Source organism: Pseudomonas abyssi (assembly GCF_002307495.1).
Lineage (GTDB): Bacteria > Pseudomonadota > Gammaproteobacteria > Pseudomonadales > Pseudomonadaceae > Halopseudomonas > Halopseudomonas abyssi.
In genome coordinates, this window is record NZ_NTMR01000016.1 from 42609 (window position 1) to 59309 (window position 16701).

General features: G+C 63.3%; 13 protein-coding genes. 5 read left to right on the forward strand and 8 right to left on the reverse strand.

Annotation, left to right across the window (positions count from 1 at the left end; genetic code table 11):
- Positions 1–81 precede the first annotated feature (81 nt).
- Entirely contained in the window at positions 82–1038 is a 957-nt protein-coding gene (locus CNQ84_RS12665; RefSeq protein WP_096005225.1) for an AraC family transcriptional regulator, read from the reverse strand.
- Positions 1039–1422: 384 nt separating this feature from the next.
- Between CNQ84_RS12665 and CNQ84_RS12670 the strand changes: the two genes are divergently transcribed.
- From CNQ84_RS12670 to CNQ84_RS12680, 3 genes are all read left to right on the forward strand, one after another.
- The gene (locus CNQ84_RS12670; RefSeq protein WP_217350096.1) at positions 1423–2592 is read left to right on the forward strand and encodes an efflux RND transporter periplasmic adaptor subunit; all 1170 of its coding nucleotides are present in this window, start codon (positions 1423–1425) and stop codon (positions 2590–2592) included.
- Positions 2593–2667: 75 nt separating this feature from the next.
- A complete protein-coding gene (locus CNQ84_RS12675; protein ID WP_096005227.1) occupies positions 2668–5841 on the forward strand; it encodes an efflux RND transporter permease subunit in 3174 nt (1057 codons plus the stop codon).
- Entirely contained in the window at positions 5834–7231 is a 1398-nt protein-coding gene (locus CNQ84_RS12680; protein ID WP_096005228.1) for an efflux transporter outer membrane subunit, read from the forward strand. Before CNQ84_RS12675 ends, CNQ84_RS12680 begins: the two co-directional genes overlap by 8 nt.
- Positions 7232–7345: 114 nt before the next feature.
- On the opposite strand, the gene CNQ84_RS12685 is transcribed toward CNQ84_RS12680, so the two are convergent.
- The 4 genes from CNQ84_RS12685 to CNQ84_RS12700 all read right to left on the reverse strand — a co-directional run bounded on the left by CNQ84_RS12685 (position 7346) and on the right by CNQ84_RS12700 (position 10826).
- Positions 7346–7894: a cupin domain-containing protein gene (locus tag CNQ84_RS12685; protein ID WP_096005229.1), complete on the reverse strand. Its 549-nt coding sequence runs from the start codon at positions 7892–7894 to the stop codon at positions 7346–7348.
- Positions 7895–8009: 115 nt separating this feature from the next.
- Positions 8010–9077, reverse strand: coding sequence for an alanine racemase (gene alr / locus CNQ84_RS12690; RefSeq protein ID WP_096005230.1), 1068 nt, complete (start codon positions 9075–9077; stop codon positions 8010–8012).
- Between the two features lie 113 nt (positions 9078–9190).
- Positions 9191–9550 carry a RidA family protein gene (locus tag CNQ84_RS12695; RefSeq protein ID WP_096005231.1) on the reverse strand — a complete coding sequence of 120 codons (360 nt, stop codon included), beginning with the start codon at positions 9548–9550 and terminating at the stop codon, positions 9191–9193.
- Positions 9525–10826, reverse strand: a complete 1302-nt coding sequence (locus CNQ84_RS12700; RefSeq protein ID WP_096005232.1) for a D-amino acid dehydrogenase — start codon at positions 10824–10826, stop codon at positions 9525–9527. Before CNQ84_RS12700 ends, CNQ84_RS12695 begins: the two co-directional genes overlap by 26 nt.
- A gap of 143 nt (positions 10827–10969) precedes the next feature.
- On the opposite strand from CNQ84_RS12700, the gene CNQ84_RS12705 reads away from it, so the two are divergent.
- Both CNQ84_RS12705 and CNQ84_RS12710 read left to right on the forward strand, forming a co-directional pair.
- Positions 10970–11464 (forward strand): Lrp/AsnC ligand binding domain-containing protein, encoded by a 495-nt coding sequence (locus tag CNQ84_RS12705; RefSeq protein WP_083725688.1) that lies wholly within the window; start codon positions 10970–10972, stop codon positions 11462–11464.
- 99 nt (positions 11465–11563) lie between these two features.
- A complete protein-coding gene (locus CNQ84_RS12710) occupies positions 11564–12868 on the forward strand; it encodes an NAD(P)/FAD-dependent oxidoreductase (RefSeq protein ID WP_096005233.1) in 1305 nt (434 codons plus the stop codon).
- Positions 12869–12950: 82 nt separating this feature from the next.
- Here the strand turns inward: CNQ84_RS12710 and CNQ84_RS12715 are convergent, their stop codons facing one another.
- The 3 genes from CNQ84_RS12715 to CNQ84_RS12725 all read right to left on the reverse strand — a co-directional run bounded on the left by CNQ84_RS12715 (position 12951) and on the right by CNQ84_RS12725 (position 16699).
- A complete protein-coding gene (locus CNQ84_RS12715) occupies positions 12951–13658 on the reverse strand; it encodes a hypothetical protein (RefSeq protein WP_096005234.1) in 708 nt (235 codons plus the stop codon).
- Positions 13659–13841: 183 nt separating this feature from the next.
- A complete protein-coding gene (locus tag CNQ84_RS12720) occupies positions 13842–15182 on the reverse strand; it encodes a ribonuclease J (protein ID WP_096005235.1) in 1341 nt (446 codons plus the stop codon).
- A gap of 287 nt (positions 15183–15469) precedes the next feature.
- Complete coding sequence (locus CNQ84_RS12725; protein WP_096005236.1) at positions 15470–16699, reverse strand: nucleoside recognition domain-containing protein; 1230 nt, start codon at positions 16697–16699, stop codon at positions 15470–15472.
- Between the last annotated feature and the right edge of the window lie 2 nt (positions 16700–16701).

Genomic DNA, 16701 nt, shown 5'->3' on the forward strand with positions numbered 1-16701 from the left:
CCTGCGCAGTATACGCGCTCTTCCCGTTGTGCCTGGCGAAAGTGGTCTGCGGTAGCACGAAACGCGAGCAGGCGCTGCTGATTACAGCGCGGCCGCCATCACCTGCTCGCCACGCAGCTTGCTGACGTCGGCGCGCGGCGGTGCGCCGAACATGCGCCGGTATTCGCGGCTGAAGTGCGAGGGGCTTTCGTAGCCTACGCGGTAGCTGGCGGTGGCGGCTTCCAGCCCTTCGGTCAGCATCAGGCGGCGGGCCTCGTGCAGGCGCAGCTTCTTCTGGAACTGTACCGGCGACATGCGCGTGACCTGCTTGAAGCTGTGGAACAGGCTGGACTCGCTCATGTTCACGTCGTCGGCCAGCTCGCGTACCCGCAGCGGCTCGGCGAATCGGTCCTTGAGTACCGCGATCACCCGGGAGATGCGGTGTGCCTGGGTGTCGGTGGCGGCAAAGTCGCGCAGGCGCCAGCCCATTTCACCGAGCAGTGCCCGATAGATCAGCTCGCGCCGCACCAGCGGGGCCAGAATGCGGCAGTCGGTGGGTGAGGACAACAGCGAGACCAGCCGGGTCATGGCCCGCAGAATGTTGGCGTCGAGCGGCGCGACACACAGCCCGCAGGAGGCGGCGGGGCACTCACGCTGCTGATCCAGCGGTGGCAAGGCGTCACCCAGCTCAAGGATCAGGTCAGCCACTTCCTGCTGGTCGAGCGATAGCTTGACGGCCAGATAGGGCTGATTTGGGGTCGCGTCGACCACGCAGCCGACCACGGGGAGTTCGACCGCCGAGATCATGTAGCTGAGCGGGCCATACATGATTTCCTTGTCACCGAGCTGTACCGTTTTGCTGCCCTGCGCAATAACGCAGAGGGCGGGCTCATAAACAGCCGAGTTGACGCTGGTGGGGTGATCGGTCCGATAGATCTGCAGGCCGGGGATGGCGGTATCGTTAATGCCTTCTGCCAGCGCACGTTCGCCAACCAGGTCGGCCAGCTGGCGACACATGGGCAGATCAAGCCGGGGTTGGTGGGTGCTGAGATCAATCATCGGAAAAGCCTCCTCTGGAGTTTCGCGACAGTATACGCAGCTCGATTCACGGCTTGATGACAGCTTGGCAGCAATTGCAGGATCAGGCAATAAGCTTGCAGGATCGCGCAAAGCCTAGTGCTGTAAGGTGCTTTTTGTCTTTTTCTGGTGCGATTCTGTCCATTGTTGCGCGTTTTCTGAGCACAGGCATGAGATTGCCAAAAACTCCAATTCAACAGAATTAGGCAATCTTTGCGGAGAACTTCGCTACCCGGCAATACCACCCCCGCCGTATCGTTTACGCCATACCTGATCCCCTTTCACCAGCCAGTGCGCCAACCGGAGCACGGGGGATCATTCCGTTTTGCCTGCCAATTGCCCAACCCACAGGGAGCGATGGATAACATGAACAAGCATGCTTTGAATGGCTTTGCACGGTTTGGCGCCGCCTCGGCGCTCGTGCTGTTGCTGGCTGGCTGCGACGCCAGTGGCGACCAGACCAATAACCAGACGATGCCGGCACCGGAAGTGGACGTTGCGGTAGCGCAGCCGCGCGACGTGACACTCTGGGACAACTTCACCGGCCGCATGGCGGCCCCGGAAACCGTGGCGCTGCGCGCGCGCGTCAGCGGCTATATCGACAAGGTCTCCTTTGCAGAAGGTGAGCTGGTCAAGCAGGGCGATGTGCTCTTCATTATTGATCAGCGCCCTTACCAGGCACGTCTGCAGATGGCACGCGCAGAAGTCGCCCGGGCTCGCAGCCAGGTAACCCTAGCTGCGCGTGAAGCCGAGCGCGCCGAGCAGCTGTGGGAGCGCCGAGCCATTTCCCGCGAGGAGATGGAGCAGCGTAGCGCCGCCCGCACCATGGCGCAGGCGGCGCTGGCCTCAGCCGAGGCGGCGCAGGATAACGCCGAGCTGGATCTGGCCTACACCGAGGTCAAGGCCCCGGTGTCCGGCCGTATGGGGCGCGCGGAAATCACCAAGGGCAACCTGGCGACCGCCGACGCCACGCTGCTGGCAACGCTGGTCTCGGTCGACCCGCTGTATGTCTACTTTGAGAGCGACCAGCAGACGGCGGAGGGCAACCCGCTTGACGATGTGGGCGCCACGCCGGTTCGTCTCGGGCTGGGCAATGGGCAGGATTACCCCTACCAGGGGCAGCTCGATTTTGTCGACAACCAGTTCAACAGCAGCACCGGCACCCTGCAGTACCGCGCCGTGATCGCCAACCCTGAGGGGCTGTTCCGCCCCGGTCAGTTTGCCCGCGTGCAGATGCCGGTAGCGGCGGCCAGCAAGGCCATTCTGATTGATCAGAAAGCGGTGCTGACCGATCAGGATCGTCGCTATGTCTACGTGCTCGATGAGGGTAACCGGGCGACTCGTCGCTTTGTCGAGACGGGCCGGCGGGTAGATGGTTTGCTGGTGATCCGCGGCGGTTTGCAGTCGGGCGACCGGGTGGTGGTCAACGGCCTGCAGAAGATTCTCTATCCGGGCATCGAAGTTGCGCCGCAGCTGGTTGCCATGGATCGGCGCAAGCCGGCCGGCAACGAGGTCGCAGTGCAGACCGCGTTCTGATCCTGAACTGACTTTCCCCTTTTAACGATATTGCTGGGGCGTGCTCTCTCGAGCACGCCAAGGGAGCGTATTGCCGTGAATATTTCACGTTTCTTTGTCGACCGGCCGATTTTTGCCTCGGTGTTGTCGATCATTATCTTCGTGGTTGGTCTGATCAGCATTCCGATGCTGCCGGTCAGCGAGTATCCGGAGGTCGTGCCGCCCAGCGTGCTGGTCAGCGCGAGCTACCCGGGCGCCAACCCCAAGACCATTTCCGAAACCGTCGCCACGCCGCTGGAAGAAGCCATCAACGGTGTGGAAGACATGATCTACATGAAGTCGGTGGCCGGCAGCGACGGCAGCCTGGCGCTGACCGTGACCTTCGCCCTGGGCACCGACCCGGATCAGGCCCAGGTACAGGTGCAGAACCGGGTATCGCAGGCGCTGCCGCGTCTGCCCGAGGATGTGCGCCAGCTGGGGGTGACCACGCAGAAGCAGTCGCCCAACCTGATGATGGCCGTGCACCTGATTTCGCCGGATGACAGCCTCGATGCCACCTATATTCGCAACTACGCGGTGCTACATATTCGTGATGAGCTGGCGCGTATCCCCGGTGTCGGTCAGGCCGGCCTGTTTGGTGCGGGTGACTACGCCATGCGCCTGTGGATTGACCCACAGCGTGCTACCTCCCTCGGCGTGACCGCCAGCGATATCGTCGCGGCGGTGCGCGAGCAGAACGTGCAGGTGTCGGCCGGCCAGATCGGGGCGCCGCCGATGCCGCAGGGCTCGGACATGCTGATTTCGATCAACGCCAAGGGGCGTCTGGACAGTACCGAAGCCTTCGGCGATATCGTGCTGAAAACCGGTGACGACGGCGAGATGACGCGCCTGCGTGACGTCGCCCGGATCGAGCTGGCGGCGCAGGAAGACGCCCTGCGCGCGTTGCTCGACGGCCGTCAGGCGGTGGCGTTGCCGATCTTCCAGTCACCTGGCTCCAACGCGCTGGACGTCTCCGCTGCCGTACGCGGCAAGATGGCCGAACTGGCCGAGGACTTTCCCGAGGGGCTGAGCTGGGAAGTGGCCTACGACCCGACCGTGTTTGTCAGTACCTCGATCAGCTCGGTGATCACCACCCTGCTGGAGGCCGTGGCGCTGGTGGTGCTGGTGGTGATTCTGTTTCTGCAAACCTGGCGCGCCTCGCTGATTCCGCTGCTGGCGGTGCCGGTGTCGATTGTCGGCAGCTTTGCCGTGCTGTTGATGCTGGGCTTCTCGATCAACACCCTGACGCTGTTTGCCATGGTGCTGGCGATCGGCATTGTGGTGGATGACGCCATCGTGGTGGTCGAGAACGTCGAGCGTAATATCGAGCAGGGGCTGGCACCGCTGGCGGCGGCCCATCAGGCGATGCGCGAGGTCAGTGGCCCTATCGTGGCGATCAGTCTGGTGCTTTGCGCGGTGTTTGTGCCGATGGCGTTTCTGGATGGCATTACCGGGCAGTTCTACCGCCAGTTTGCGGTGACCATTGCCATTACCACGGTGATCTCGGCGATCAACTCGCTGACCCTGTCGCCGGCGCTGGCGGTCACGCTGCTCAAGCCACATGGCGCGGCACCGGACTTGCCGACCCGGCTGATCAACCGCAGCTTCGGCTGGCTGTTCCGCCCGTTCAACCGCTTCTTCCAGCGCAATGCCGAGCGTTACGAGCGTCTGGTCGGCCGTAGTCTGGGTCGTCGCGGCATGGTGTTTGTGGTCTATCTGCTGCTGCTCGGCCTAACCGTGGTGATGTTCCGGCAGGTGCCGGGTGGCTTTATTCCGGTGCAGGACAAGACCTATCTGATCGGCAGCATCCGCCTGCCCGAAGGCGCCACGCTGGATCGGACCGAAGCGCTGGCACGGCAGGTCAGCGACCTGGCGCTGGACACCGAGGGTGTCGCCAACGCGGCGGCTTTTGTTGGCTTTAACGCGCTGCAGGGCACTAATACGCCAAACGTCGGTACCGTGTTTATCCTGTTCGACGACTTCGACATCCGCGAGCGTACGGCTGATGAGATTGCCGCCGAGATCAACGGCAAGCTGGGCCAGTTGAAAGAAGGCTTTGCCATTTCCTTCATGCCGCCGCCGGTGTTTGGTCTGGGCGCGGGGTCGGGTTATTCGCTGTACATTCAGGATCGCCGCGGCAACGGCTACGGCGCCCTGCAGCAGGCGACCGACGGGCTGGCGATGCAACTGAGCCAGACGCCGGGCCTGAGTTTCCCGATCACCTCCTATCAGGCCAACGTGCCGCAGCTGGACGCCGAGGTGGATCGCCTGCAGGCCAAGGCGCAGGGCGTGCGCCTGGATGAGCTGTTCGGCACCCTGCAGCTGTATTTCGGCGCGCAGTACATCAACGACTTCAATCTGTTTGGCCGCACCTATCAGGTGCGGGCTCAGGCCGATGCGCCCTATCGGGACGAGCCCAGCGATCTGGACAGCCTCTATGTGCGCAACGCCGCCGGTGAAATGGTTCCGCTCAATACCATGGTCAGCCTGACACCGAGCTTTGGCCCGGACCCGGTGATCCGTTACAACGGCTACCCGGCGGCGGACCTGATCGGTCAGTCCGATCCGTCGATGCTGTCGTCCACCGAAACCCTGGCCATGGTTGAGTCCGTGGCGGCCAAGTCGCTGCCGCCGGGCATGAATATTCAGTGGACCGATCTGAGCTTCCAGCAGGTCAATCAGGGCAGCGCTGCGCTGGTGGTCTTCCCGGTCGCCCTGCTGCTGGTGTTCCTGGTGTTGGCAGCGTTGTACGAGAGCTGGGTGATGCCGCTGGCGGTGATCCTGATCGTACCCATGTGTCTTCTGGCGGCGATGCTTGGGGTCTGGTGGAGCGGTGGTGATGCCAACATTTTCGTGCAGGTGGGCCTGGTAGTGCTGATGGGGCTGGCATGCAAGAACGCCATCCTGATTGTCGAGTTTGCCCGCGAGCAGGAAATGGAAGGGGTCGACACCGTCAAGGCCGCGCTGGAAGCCAGCCGCCTGCGCCTGCGCCCGATCATCATGACCTCGGTCGCCTTTATCGCCGGTGTGGTGCCGCTGGTGCTGGCCTCCGGTGCCGGCAGTGAAGTGCGCAACGCCATGGGCATTACCGTGTTTACCGGCATGCTGGGGGTGACCCTGTTCGGGTTGCTGCTGACACCGGTGTTCTATGTTGCGCTGCGCAAGCTGGCCGGCACCTCGCTGGCGGTCGAACGCCCCGCTGCGCAGCAGGAGGAAACAACCAATGTATAAGCTATTACCCTTGGCTCTGAGTGTGATGCTGACCGCCTGTGCGGTGGGTCCTGACTATCAGGCGCCGCAGTCGGTGCCGCTGGCGAGTTACAGCCAGGCCGACGCGGCGGCTGAGCAGCAGGCCAGCGAGCAACGCTTCTGGTCCGGCTTCAATGACCCGCAGTTGGCGGCACTGGTCGATCGTGCGCTGGCGCAGAATCTGGATGTGCAGACCTTGCTGGCGCGCTACCAGGGGGCTGAAGCGCTGCTGCGCGGTGCGCGTCGCGACCGCTGGCCCAGCGTCACGTTGCAAGCCGCTGGTGGAGAGCAGCACCTGGCAGAGGTGGAGCGCACCGATCCGAACCGCGAGCGCGTGGAGCAGTACTCGGTGGGGGCTGTCGCCAGCTGGGAGCTGGATTTCTATGGCCGTCTGCAGCGGGCGGTTGAAGCGGGCGAGGCGGACCTTTCGGCCAGCGCGGCAGACCTGTCGGCGTTGCAGGTCGCGATTGCCGGTCAGGTTGCCAGTGGCTACTTCACCCTGCGTGGCCAGCAGCAGTTGCTGGCCGTGGCCGAACAGAACGTCGAGCTGCAGCAGGCCTCGCTGGATATCGTCAGCGCCCGGCTGGATGCCGGGCGCGGCACCGAGTTTGATCGGGTCAGAGCCCAGGCCGAACTGGATGCCCTGCGCGCTGCGGTGCCGCAGCGCCGGGCCGATGTGCAGCTCAGCCTGCACCGGCTGGCGGTGCTCACCGGTCAACCGCCCGCGGCGCTGAACGAGCAGCTGGCTGCGCCGCAGGAGTTGCCCCCGATGAATGCCCGGATTCCGGTCGGCACACCGGCTGACGTGCTGCGCCGTCGCCCGGATATCCAGGCGGCTGAACGCCGGCTGGCGGCGGCAACTGCGCGGATTGGTGTGGCCACCGCAGACCTGTTTCCACGCTTTACCCTGGGCGCACTGCTGGGTTCGGTGGTGGGCAGTGACGGTGACCTGTTCACTGCGGGCGCCGAGTCACGCAGCGTCACACTGGGTATCGACTGGACCTTCCTTGACGTAGAGGGTGTGCGGGCACGTATCGCCGCGGCGGACGCCACCGGTGCCGAGCGGCTGGCGCAGTACCAGCAGGCGGTATTGCTGGCGCTGGAAGAAACCGAGAACGGGCTGGTGCGCTATCGCCACGCACAGGAGCGCAGCCGCTGGCTGCTGGCCTCCAGCGAAGCGGCGCAAGCGGCGGTTGCTCAGGCGCGGCTGCGCTACGAGCAGGGCTATATCGAGTACTTTGAAGTGCTGGATGCCGAGCAGCAGCTGACCGGCGTGCGCAGTGATCTGGTGCAGAGCCGCATCGAGACCGCAACCGCGATGGTCAGCGTCTACCGCTCACTGGCCGGCGCACCGCCGGTACCTGAGGCCTAGGGCCACGGCATGCCGTGACCGGACGGCCTTGCAGACGGCGCTGGGCGAGGTGGTCGAGATCGCGCGGTGGAGAAGCCTGTGGCGTTCTCCACCCTACGACCCACGGGCGAGCGCTTAGAAGTTCGCGGGCGTGGTCGCGCTGATCAGCAGACAGGGCTCGTCAAAGGGATTGCGGAAGCGGTGCGGCTGGCTGCTGTCGAAGTAGTAGCTGTCACCGGTCTCCAGCACATAGACCTCGCTGCCGACGGTGACCTCCAGTTGGCCGCTGACCACGGTGCCGGCTTCTTCGCCTTCGTGGTTGAGCATGTCCGGGCCGGTATCGGAGCCGGGTGGGTAGGTCTCGTTGAGGAAGGCGAAGGCGCGGTTCGGGTGGCCTTTGCCAACCAGCTTCATGGTCACTTCATTGCTGCCGATATCGAGCAGCTCGTCGGCGCGGTAGATCACCTGGCGCTGGCTGTCCTGTTCGAGCTCCAGGGAGAAGAAGTCGACCAGTGACATGGGGATGCCCGAAAGCACTTTTTTCAGGGAGCTGACCGAGGGGCTGACGCTGTTCTTCTCGATCATGGAGATGGTGCTGTTGGTGACGCCGGCGCGCTTGGCCAGTTCACGCTGGGACAAGCCCTTGAGTTTACGAATGGTTTTGAGACGGGCACCAACGTCCAATGGCTGCTTCCTCCGGCGGGTGGTGAGAGTGAACGCTCGATCCGGCGTTCGACCGGGGGATAATTGCACGACTGTTCAGAATTTTCAACGGCTGTGCAATCTAGCGGACCACCTTTCAGTCGCAGTAGTGACGGGGTACGCGGTTCAGGTTGCAGAACAGCTGGTAGGGAATGCTGTCGGCCCAGGCGGCGACCTCGCTGGCATTCAGACCTTCGCCCCACAGGGTCACCTCGCTGCCCAGCCCACTGCCCGGCAGCTCGGTCAGGTCCACCGTCAGCATGTCCATCGACACGCGACCGATCAGCTGGCTGCGCTGGCCGTCGATCAACACCGGCGTCCCGTCTTTGGCATGGCGCGGATAGCCGTCGGCGTAGCCCATGGCAACCACGCCGACGCGGGTCGGCCGGGTGGTAACAAAGCGTGAGCCATAGCCAATCGGCTCGCCGACCGGTAGCTCGCGAGTGGCGATGATACGTGAGCGCAGCTGCATGACCGGGCGCAGCTGGGCGGCCTGTTCCTGCTCGAATTCAAATGGCGTTGCACCGTAGAGCATGATGCCCGGGCGCAGCCAGTCGTGATGGGCTTGCGGCCAGGCCAGGATGCCGGGTGAGTTGCACAGGCTGGCCGGACCCTCAAGGCCGGCGGTGGCGGCGGCAAAGGTCGCCAGTTGCTGTTCAGTACGCCCGGTCTCGGGCTCGTCGGCGCGCGAGAAATGGGTGATCTTGCTCAGGCTGGCGACCTGCGGCAAGGCGGCCAGACGCTGCCAGATGCTGGCGTATTCATCCGGGCTGAAGCCGACGCGGTGCATGCCGCTGTCGAGCTTCAGCCAGATGTGCAACGGGCGGCTAAGGGTGGCGTCCTGCAGCTGCAGTAGTTGCTCTTCATGGTGCAGCACGGCCCAGAGGTCGTGCTCGGCCAGTAGCGGCAGCTCATCGGCCTCAAACCAGCCTTCGAGCAGCAGGATCGGCTGACGGATGCCCGCGGCGCGCAGTTCCAGTGCTTCCTCGATACAGGCCACGGCGAAGGCGTCGGCATCGTGCAGGGCCGCAGCGCAGCGCAGCGCGCCATGCCCATAGGCGTTGGCCTTGATCACCGCGAAGGCGCGGCAGCCGGACAGGGACTTGGCCAGCTGGTAGTTGTGACGCAGGGCAGACAGGTCAATCAGGGCGTGGGCTGGGCGCATGGGCAAGGCATCTTGAATAAAAAAGACGGGGCAAATTGCCCCGTCAGAATATCAGACACCACTGAACGCGTGGGAGCGGTGACTGAGAGGGTGAAACAGGTTTTGCCGCAACCTCAGGGCAGTGCAGCAACCACTGACATCTCGACCAGAATCTCCGGCTCGCAGAGCTTGGCTTCGACGGTTGCACGGGCCGGTGCGGTACCGGCGGGCAGCCACTGATCCCAGACGCTGTTCATGGCTTCAAAGTCGGCGTCGATATCTTTCAGGTAAATGGTCACCGACAGGATATTGGTCTTGTCGGTACCGGCTTCGGCCAGCAGTTTTTCAATTTCCTGCAGGGTGCTGCGGGTCTGCTCGGCGGCGTCCTTGGCAAGGTCGTCATCGGCGGCCACCTGACCGGCAAGGTAGACCGTGTTCTGGTGTATCACGATCTGGCTCATGCGGTGGTTAGTGTGCAGACGCTGGATGGCCATGGTGCTGGTGTTCCTTGTGGTTGGTGTAGCGGTCAAAGCTGTAATCGCCGGCGTTCAGCGCCGGCTTTTCGCCGGACAGCAGGTCAGCCAGCAGTTTGCTGGAGCCGCAGGACATGGTCCAGCCCAGGGTGCCGTGACCGGTGTTGAAATACAGGTTGCGCAGGCGGCTGGCGCCGATGATTGGCGTGCCGTCCGGGGTCATCGGGCGGAAGCCGGTCCAGAAGGTGGCTTCGGCAACCTTGCCGCCCTGCGGGAACAGGTCGGAGACAACCATTTCCAGGGTCGCGCGGCGCTTCTCTTTGAGGGTGTCGTCAAAGCCGGTCAGCTCGGCCATGCCGCCCACGCGGATGCGATCGGCAAAGCGGGTGACGGCAACCTTGTAGGTTTCGTCCATGATGGTTGAAACCGGTGCCATGGCGTCGTTGGCCACCGGCAGGGTCAGCGAGTAACCCTTGACCGGGTAGATCGGTAGGTCAAAGCCGAGCGGGCGGGCCAGCTTGGGCGAGTAGCTGCCGAGGGCCAGCACGTAACGGTCGGCGGTCAGTACTTCGCCGCTTTCCAGGCGTACGCCGTTGATTTGCGCGCCATCGCTGAGCAGCTCGTCAATCGCGCAGTTGTAGCGGAATTCGACGCCCAGCTCGGCGGCTTTGGCGGCCAGGCGGGTGGTGAACAGGTGGCAGTCGCCGGTCTCGTCGTTCGGCAGGCGCAGGCCGCCGACGATCTTGTCGGCGCTGGCGGCCAGACCCGGCTCGACGCGCACGCAGCCGTCGCGGTCGAGCACTTCGTAGGGTACGCCGCAGCGTTCGAGTACGGCGATATCCTGGGCAGCGGCGTCCATCTGCTTCTGGGTACGGAATACCTGCAGGGTGCCCTGTTCGCGGTGTTCGTAGTCGACGCTGTTGTCGCTGCGCAGATCCATCAGGCAGTCGCGGCTGTATTCGGCCAGGCGCATCATGCGCTCCTTGTTGATCGCATAACGGGCTTCGGTGCAGTTGGCCAGCATCTGCACCATCCAGCGGTACTGGTGCGGGTCGCTGGTCGGGCGGATGGACAGCGGCGGGTGCTTGGCCAGCATCCACTTGACGGCCTTGAACGGCACGCCCGGTGCAGCCCACGGGGCGGAGTAGCCGGGGGAGATCATGCCGGCGTTGCCGAAGCTGGTTTCCAGACCGGCACCCGGCTGGCGATCAACCACGGTGACCTGATGGCCGGCGCGGGCCAGATACCAGGCGCTGGTAACGCCGATGACGCCACTGCCGAGGATGAGAACCTGCATGACATTGCTCCCGGAAAATAACCTGTGAATTTGCCCTTAGGCGATATTGCTATTCTATGGCAAGTGATCTGGTCTGATTTTTCGTTTATTTTGCCTGTTACAGAGCAAGATTCTTTTGTGAGTACGTTTTTCAGGGGTATTTCATGAAAACCAGAAAGGCCTCCAGTCGCGAGCTGGATCGGATTGACCGCCACATCCTGCAATTGCTGCAGGAAGAGGGGCGGATGTCCTATGTGGAGCTGGGCGAGCGTGTGGGGCTGTCGACCACGCCCTGCATGGAGCGGGTAAAGCGCCTGGAGCGGGAGAAGTTCATCCTCGGTTACGGCGCACGGTTGAATCCGCAGAAGCTGCAGGCCAACCTGCTGGTGTTTGTCGAGATCAGCCTGTACTCCAAGTCGGCCGACATCTTTGATGATTTTCGCCGCGCGGCAACCAAACTGCCTCACGTGCTGGAATGCCACCTGGTGTCCGGCGACTTCGATTACCTGATCAAGGCGCGGATTTCCGAGATGGCGTCCTACCGCAAGCTGCTCGGCGACATTCTGCTGCGCCTGCCCGGGGTGCGGGAATCGAAAAGCTACATTGTTATGGAAGAACTGAAAGAGACACTGGCGCTGCCCATTCCCGAGTCGGACTGAGCGGGATTGTCGGGGCGCTGGTATCTGGTTATGCTGGCGTCAATTTTTATTTACGGTGTTTCACGATTTCAAACGCCACGACCGCGAACGGATAACCCCATGCTGCGCAGCGCAACCCATACCCATGAGCACGCCCCCTCCTATTACGCCGCCACTGCCAACCAGCAGCTTGGGCTGCCGGTGTTGCAGGGCGAGGAACAGGCGGATGTCTGCATCGTCGGCGGTGGCTTTACCGGCGTCAACACGGCGCTGGAGTTGGCCGAACGCGGCCTTTCGGTGGTGCTGCTGGAGGCGCATCAGATCGGTTGGGGTGCCAGCGGGCGCAATGGCGGTCAACTGATTCGCGGCGTTGGTCACGATGTTGACCGGTTTGAAAAGCAGATTGGCGCGGACGGTGTGCGCAATCTGAAGCTGATGGGCATCGAGGCGGTCGAGATCGTTACCGAGCGCATCGCGCGCTTCAACATCGATTGCGATCTGACCATGGGTTACTGCGACCTGGCCAACAAGCCGGCGCACATGGAAGGCTTTCTGGCGGACCGCGAGGAGCTTGAATCCTTGGGCTACCGCCATGAAATGACGCTGATCGAGCGCGAGCAGCTGCACAGCGTGGTCGGCTCCGATCAATATATCGGCGGCATGACGGACATGGGGTCCGGCCACCTGCATCCGCTCAATCTGGTGCTGGGCGAGGCAGCCGCTGCCCGCCAGCTGGGCGCGCGGCTGTTCGAGCATTCGCCGGTCAGTCGCATCGACTACGGCGACACCATTAGCGTCCACACGGCGACTGGGTGCGTGCATGCCAAGCAACTGGTGCTGGGTTGCAATGCCTATATGGGGCAGCTCAATCCCAAGTTGGGCGGTACGGTGATTCCGGCTGGCAGCTATGTCATCGCCACCGAGCCGCTGGGCGAGGAACGGGCGCGCAGCCTGATTCCGCAGAACATGGCGCTGTGTGATCAGCGCGTGGCGTTGGATTACTACCGTCTCTCGGCGGACCACCGCCTGCTGTTTGGCGGTGCCTGTCATTATTCGGGGCGCGACCCGGCGGATATCGCCGCTTACATGCGCCCCAAGATGCTCAAGGTGTTCCCGCAGCTGGCCGATGTGAAAGTCGAATACCAGTGGGGCGGCATGATCGGCATCGGCGCCAACCGCCTGCCGCAGATTGGCCGGCTCGATGAGCAGCCCAACGTGTTCTACGCCCAGGCCTACTCCGGTCACGGCGTCAACGCCACCCACCTGGCCGCGCGTCTGCTGGCCGAAGCCATCGCCACCCAGGCCAGTACCGGCTTCGATATTTTTGCCAAGGTGCCGCACATGGCCTTCCCTGGCGGCCAGCGCTTCCGCGCCCCGCTGCTGGCGATGGGCATGTTGTGGGAGCGCACCAAGGAGCTGTTTTAGCTGACTGTCAGGGAGGCGCGGGTCGCCGACAGCGGTGCAGTACCATGGGGTGCCTGCCTGGGCGCGATACGCCAACAGGTCGCTAGCTTTTGTCCCAGTCGATGGTAGAGCTCATGTAGAAATTGGTCTCGTTCATCTCATTGACCATCTTGCTCAGGCGGCGCCGGCTTACAAGGGAAATGCCGTGGCGGGTGTTCCAGGATGTCGGTACCAGTGTGGCTCCATCCTCGTTGCTTTTAATGTAAAAGCTGCGCCGCGCATTGACCGGGCGCGGTTCTGGCCCATACAGGGCGATCAGTTCAATCGTCAGGCAGGTGAACTCGATATCCGCGTCAGGCAGACTGCCATGCATCGGAATGCCCGCCTCGTAGGCCAGACGCAGCACCAGGTCTCTGAAGGTCCCGATATGCATGTACTCGCCTGACAGCAAGGGGCCCTGGCGGGTATTCTCGTGCAGCTCCTGATGGGGGATAGATACCTGCTTGCGACTGTTCTCGTGCTCCTCGGGTACCTCTTGCTCAAATTCCGTGACGTCCATGACAACGGTGCCGCGCGACGTTTCCAGCTTGGCCAGAACGTATTCCACATAGATGGCTTCCTGGCTCATGTTGCTGATAATGCACAGGGCATCCAGATCCTTTTTTCTGCCCCGGTTGATGAGCATTCTGGGTGTACGTTGTCGTCTAAATCCCAAGTACAGCAACTGCGCGTAGATGATCCATATCAGCAAGGTGGCGATGCTGACGCCTACGCTGACTACCGCTTGATTATCCTTGATCCATTCAATCATGAGTCTGACGGATCTCCTTTTTACAGGTGAAACCGATAACGCCGTTGCGCTGTGGACAACAGGTTCGACTATTTGATTCACACAAAGCGCCGCCGCTAGGCTGGCGGCGGTATTGCCCTGCACGCGATGATGTATTGACCGTCGAACGTTATTGGCTGCAGAGGGGCAGCGCCGGCGCGTGGGTCACGGCTCGGTGAGGTTGTTCAGCCCCCACGGCAACTCGGCGACTCTGGCCGGTTTTCCGCTGAGGTCGATCAGATCGCCGTTGGCCGGGATCAGCCCGCTCAGGCCCAGTTCACGGCCCAGCGCCATGTGTGCCTGCTGGTGATAAGGTTCGCCGTGTACCGGTAGCAGATGACGTGCCTTGAGCCAGCCGTAAAGCTGGCGCAGGTCATCCTGTGGCGGGTGACCCGAGGCGTGAACAGCGGGTTGCATATCATCGTCGATCAGCTCGACGCCCTGCTCTTTCAGGCCCTGCTTGATGCGCGCCAGAGCCTCCTCGTTGCCGGGAATCAGGCGCGAGGAGAACACCACGGTATCGCCGGGCTCCAGGCTCAGGTGTGGGTGGTTGCCGCTGGCTAGGCGGCCCAGGGCGGCGGCTGGTTCGCCCTGGCTGCCGGTGCAGATCCACAGCTGCTGCTCACGCGGCAGGTGGCCCAGCTCCCAGGGGCCGATAAAACCGGGTCGGCTGTTCAGGTAGCCTTGCGCCCGGCCAAAGCCATGCATGCTGACCAGGCTGCGCCCCAGCAGCGCGGCGTAGCGGCCGCAATCAAAGGCGATCTCGGCCAGGCTGTGCAGCCGTGCCAGATTGCTGGCAAAGCAGGTGACGATCACCCGCTGACGGCAGGGCCGAATGGCGTCCTGCAGCCCATTCTGCACCGCGGCCTCGGAGCGGCTGGCGCCGGCCACCGGCGCGTTAGTCGAGTCGCCGATGATCACATCCACGCCCTGGCGCCCGAGCGCCTGCAATCGCGCCTGCGCGGTCAGGCCGCCGACCAGCGGCTGCGGGTCGAGCTTCCAGTCGCCACTGTGATACAGGCGTTTGCCGGCCACCTCCAGCACAATAGCGTGCGACTCGGGAATCGAGTGGGTGACCGGAATCCACTCGGCCTGAAAGGCGCCGATGCCGACCGGCTCCAGCGGACGAATTTCCTGCAGGCGTGGCCAGCTCAGGCCCGGATCGAGCTTGGCGCGAATCAGTTGGGCGGCAAAGGGGCTGGCGTAAATCGGGCAGTCGAGCGCGCGCCATAGATGCGGGATGGCACCGATGTGGTCTTCGTGGCCGTGGGTAATCAGCAGAGCCGACAGCTTGATGTCGTGTCGCTCCAGAGCCGCCAGGCTAGGCACTGACACGCTGTTTCGCCCACTGGGCGTGGGGGTCAGCGCGAAGCCACAGTCCACCGCAATCCACTCGCCGCCCGAGCCGTAAAGGTAGAAATTGGCCCCGAACATGCCCGCGCCGCCGAGGGCCACAAACCAGGGGCCGGGCTGGCGGTGGAGTTGGTCGAAACGTGGGGCGGGCATGCGGATCTCTCTGCGGGTCAGGTCAGCGGGAACTCACAGCTTCAAGCCTCAAGCCGTAAGCTGCAAGTAAAACCCGTGTGGCGTTGAATCGTGCGGGTTTTACTTGCAGCAACAGGAGGCAGTAAAAGTGAGCAGAAAACAGTTGCTGTTTCTGCGACCGAGCGCACCCTGATTAAGCTTGCAGCTTGCAGCTTGCAGCTTGCAGCTTGCAGCTTGCAGCTTGCAGCTTGCAGCTTGCAGGGGGCGGCCATCCGCCTTGCAGCTTGCAGCCATCCGCCTTGCAGCTGTCAGCCAAAAAACCAGTAGCAGACGCCGATGGCCGTAAGCATGCCGGCCAGGTCGGCCAGCAGCGCGCAACCCAGCGCGTGGCGTACGCGGCTGATACCGATGGCACCGAAGTAGACGGCGAGCACGTAGAAGGTCGTCTCGGTACTGGCCTGGAAGGTCGCGGCCAGCTGGGCGGGGAAGCTGTCGACGCCGAAGGTGTTCATGGTTTCGATCATCATGGCGCGTGAGCCGCTGCCCGATAGCGGTTTGATGAAGGCGGTCGGTAGCGCATCGATAAAGCGGGTGTCCCAGCCGAGCCCGTCGGCGATCCAACGGATGCCATCGAGCAGGGCGTCGAGCACGCCGCTGGCGCGCAGCACGCCGACGGCGACCAGCATGGCAACCAGAAACGGCAGCAGCGAGATGGTGACTTCAAAACCCTGCTTGGCGCCTTCAATAAAGCTGTCGTAGACGTTGACCTTGCGCAGGGCTGCGATCAGCAAGAAGGCGATGACGATACCGAACAGGGTGAGGTTGCCGACCAGTGTGGAAGTGGCCGCCAGCGCCTCGGCCGACAGGCCGGCGAGGGTGGTCAGCAGCAGTCCGAGCGCGGCGGCGCCACCCGCCAGGTAGGCCAGCACAACCGGGTCCCAGAGCTTCAGGCGCTGCATCAGCGCAACGCTCAGCAGACCAACCAGACTGGAGGCGCTGGTGGCCAGCAGGATCGGCAGGAACACCTCGGTCGGGTCGCTGGCACCTTGCTGGGCGCGGTACATGAACACAGTGATCGGTAGCAACGTTAGCGACGAGGTGTTGAGCACCATAAACAGGATCTGCGCGTTGCTGGCGGTGTCCTTGCTCGGATTCAGGCTTTGCAGCGAATGCATCGCCTTGATGCCGATGGGCGTGGCGGCGTTGTCCAGACCGAGCACGTTGGCAGCAAAGTTCATGGTGATGTGGCCCAGCGCCGGGTGCCCTGCCGGCACCTCCGGCATCAGCCGGCGAAACAGCGGGGTGAGCAGGCGCGCCAGCTGACTGATCAGCCCGGCACGCTCGGCAATATTGAGAAACCCCAGCCACAGGGTCATGGTGCCGACCAGTACCAGAATGATATCCACGCTCAGCCGCGCCATATCGAACAGCGCTGTCACCAGGCGGCTGAACACCTCGGCGTCGCCCAACCCCAGCCACTGCCAGAGCGCGGCAGCAAAGGCACTGATGAAAAAGCCGAGCCAGATCCAGTTCAGCATGC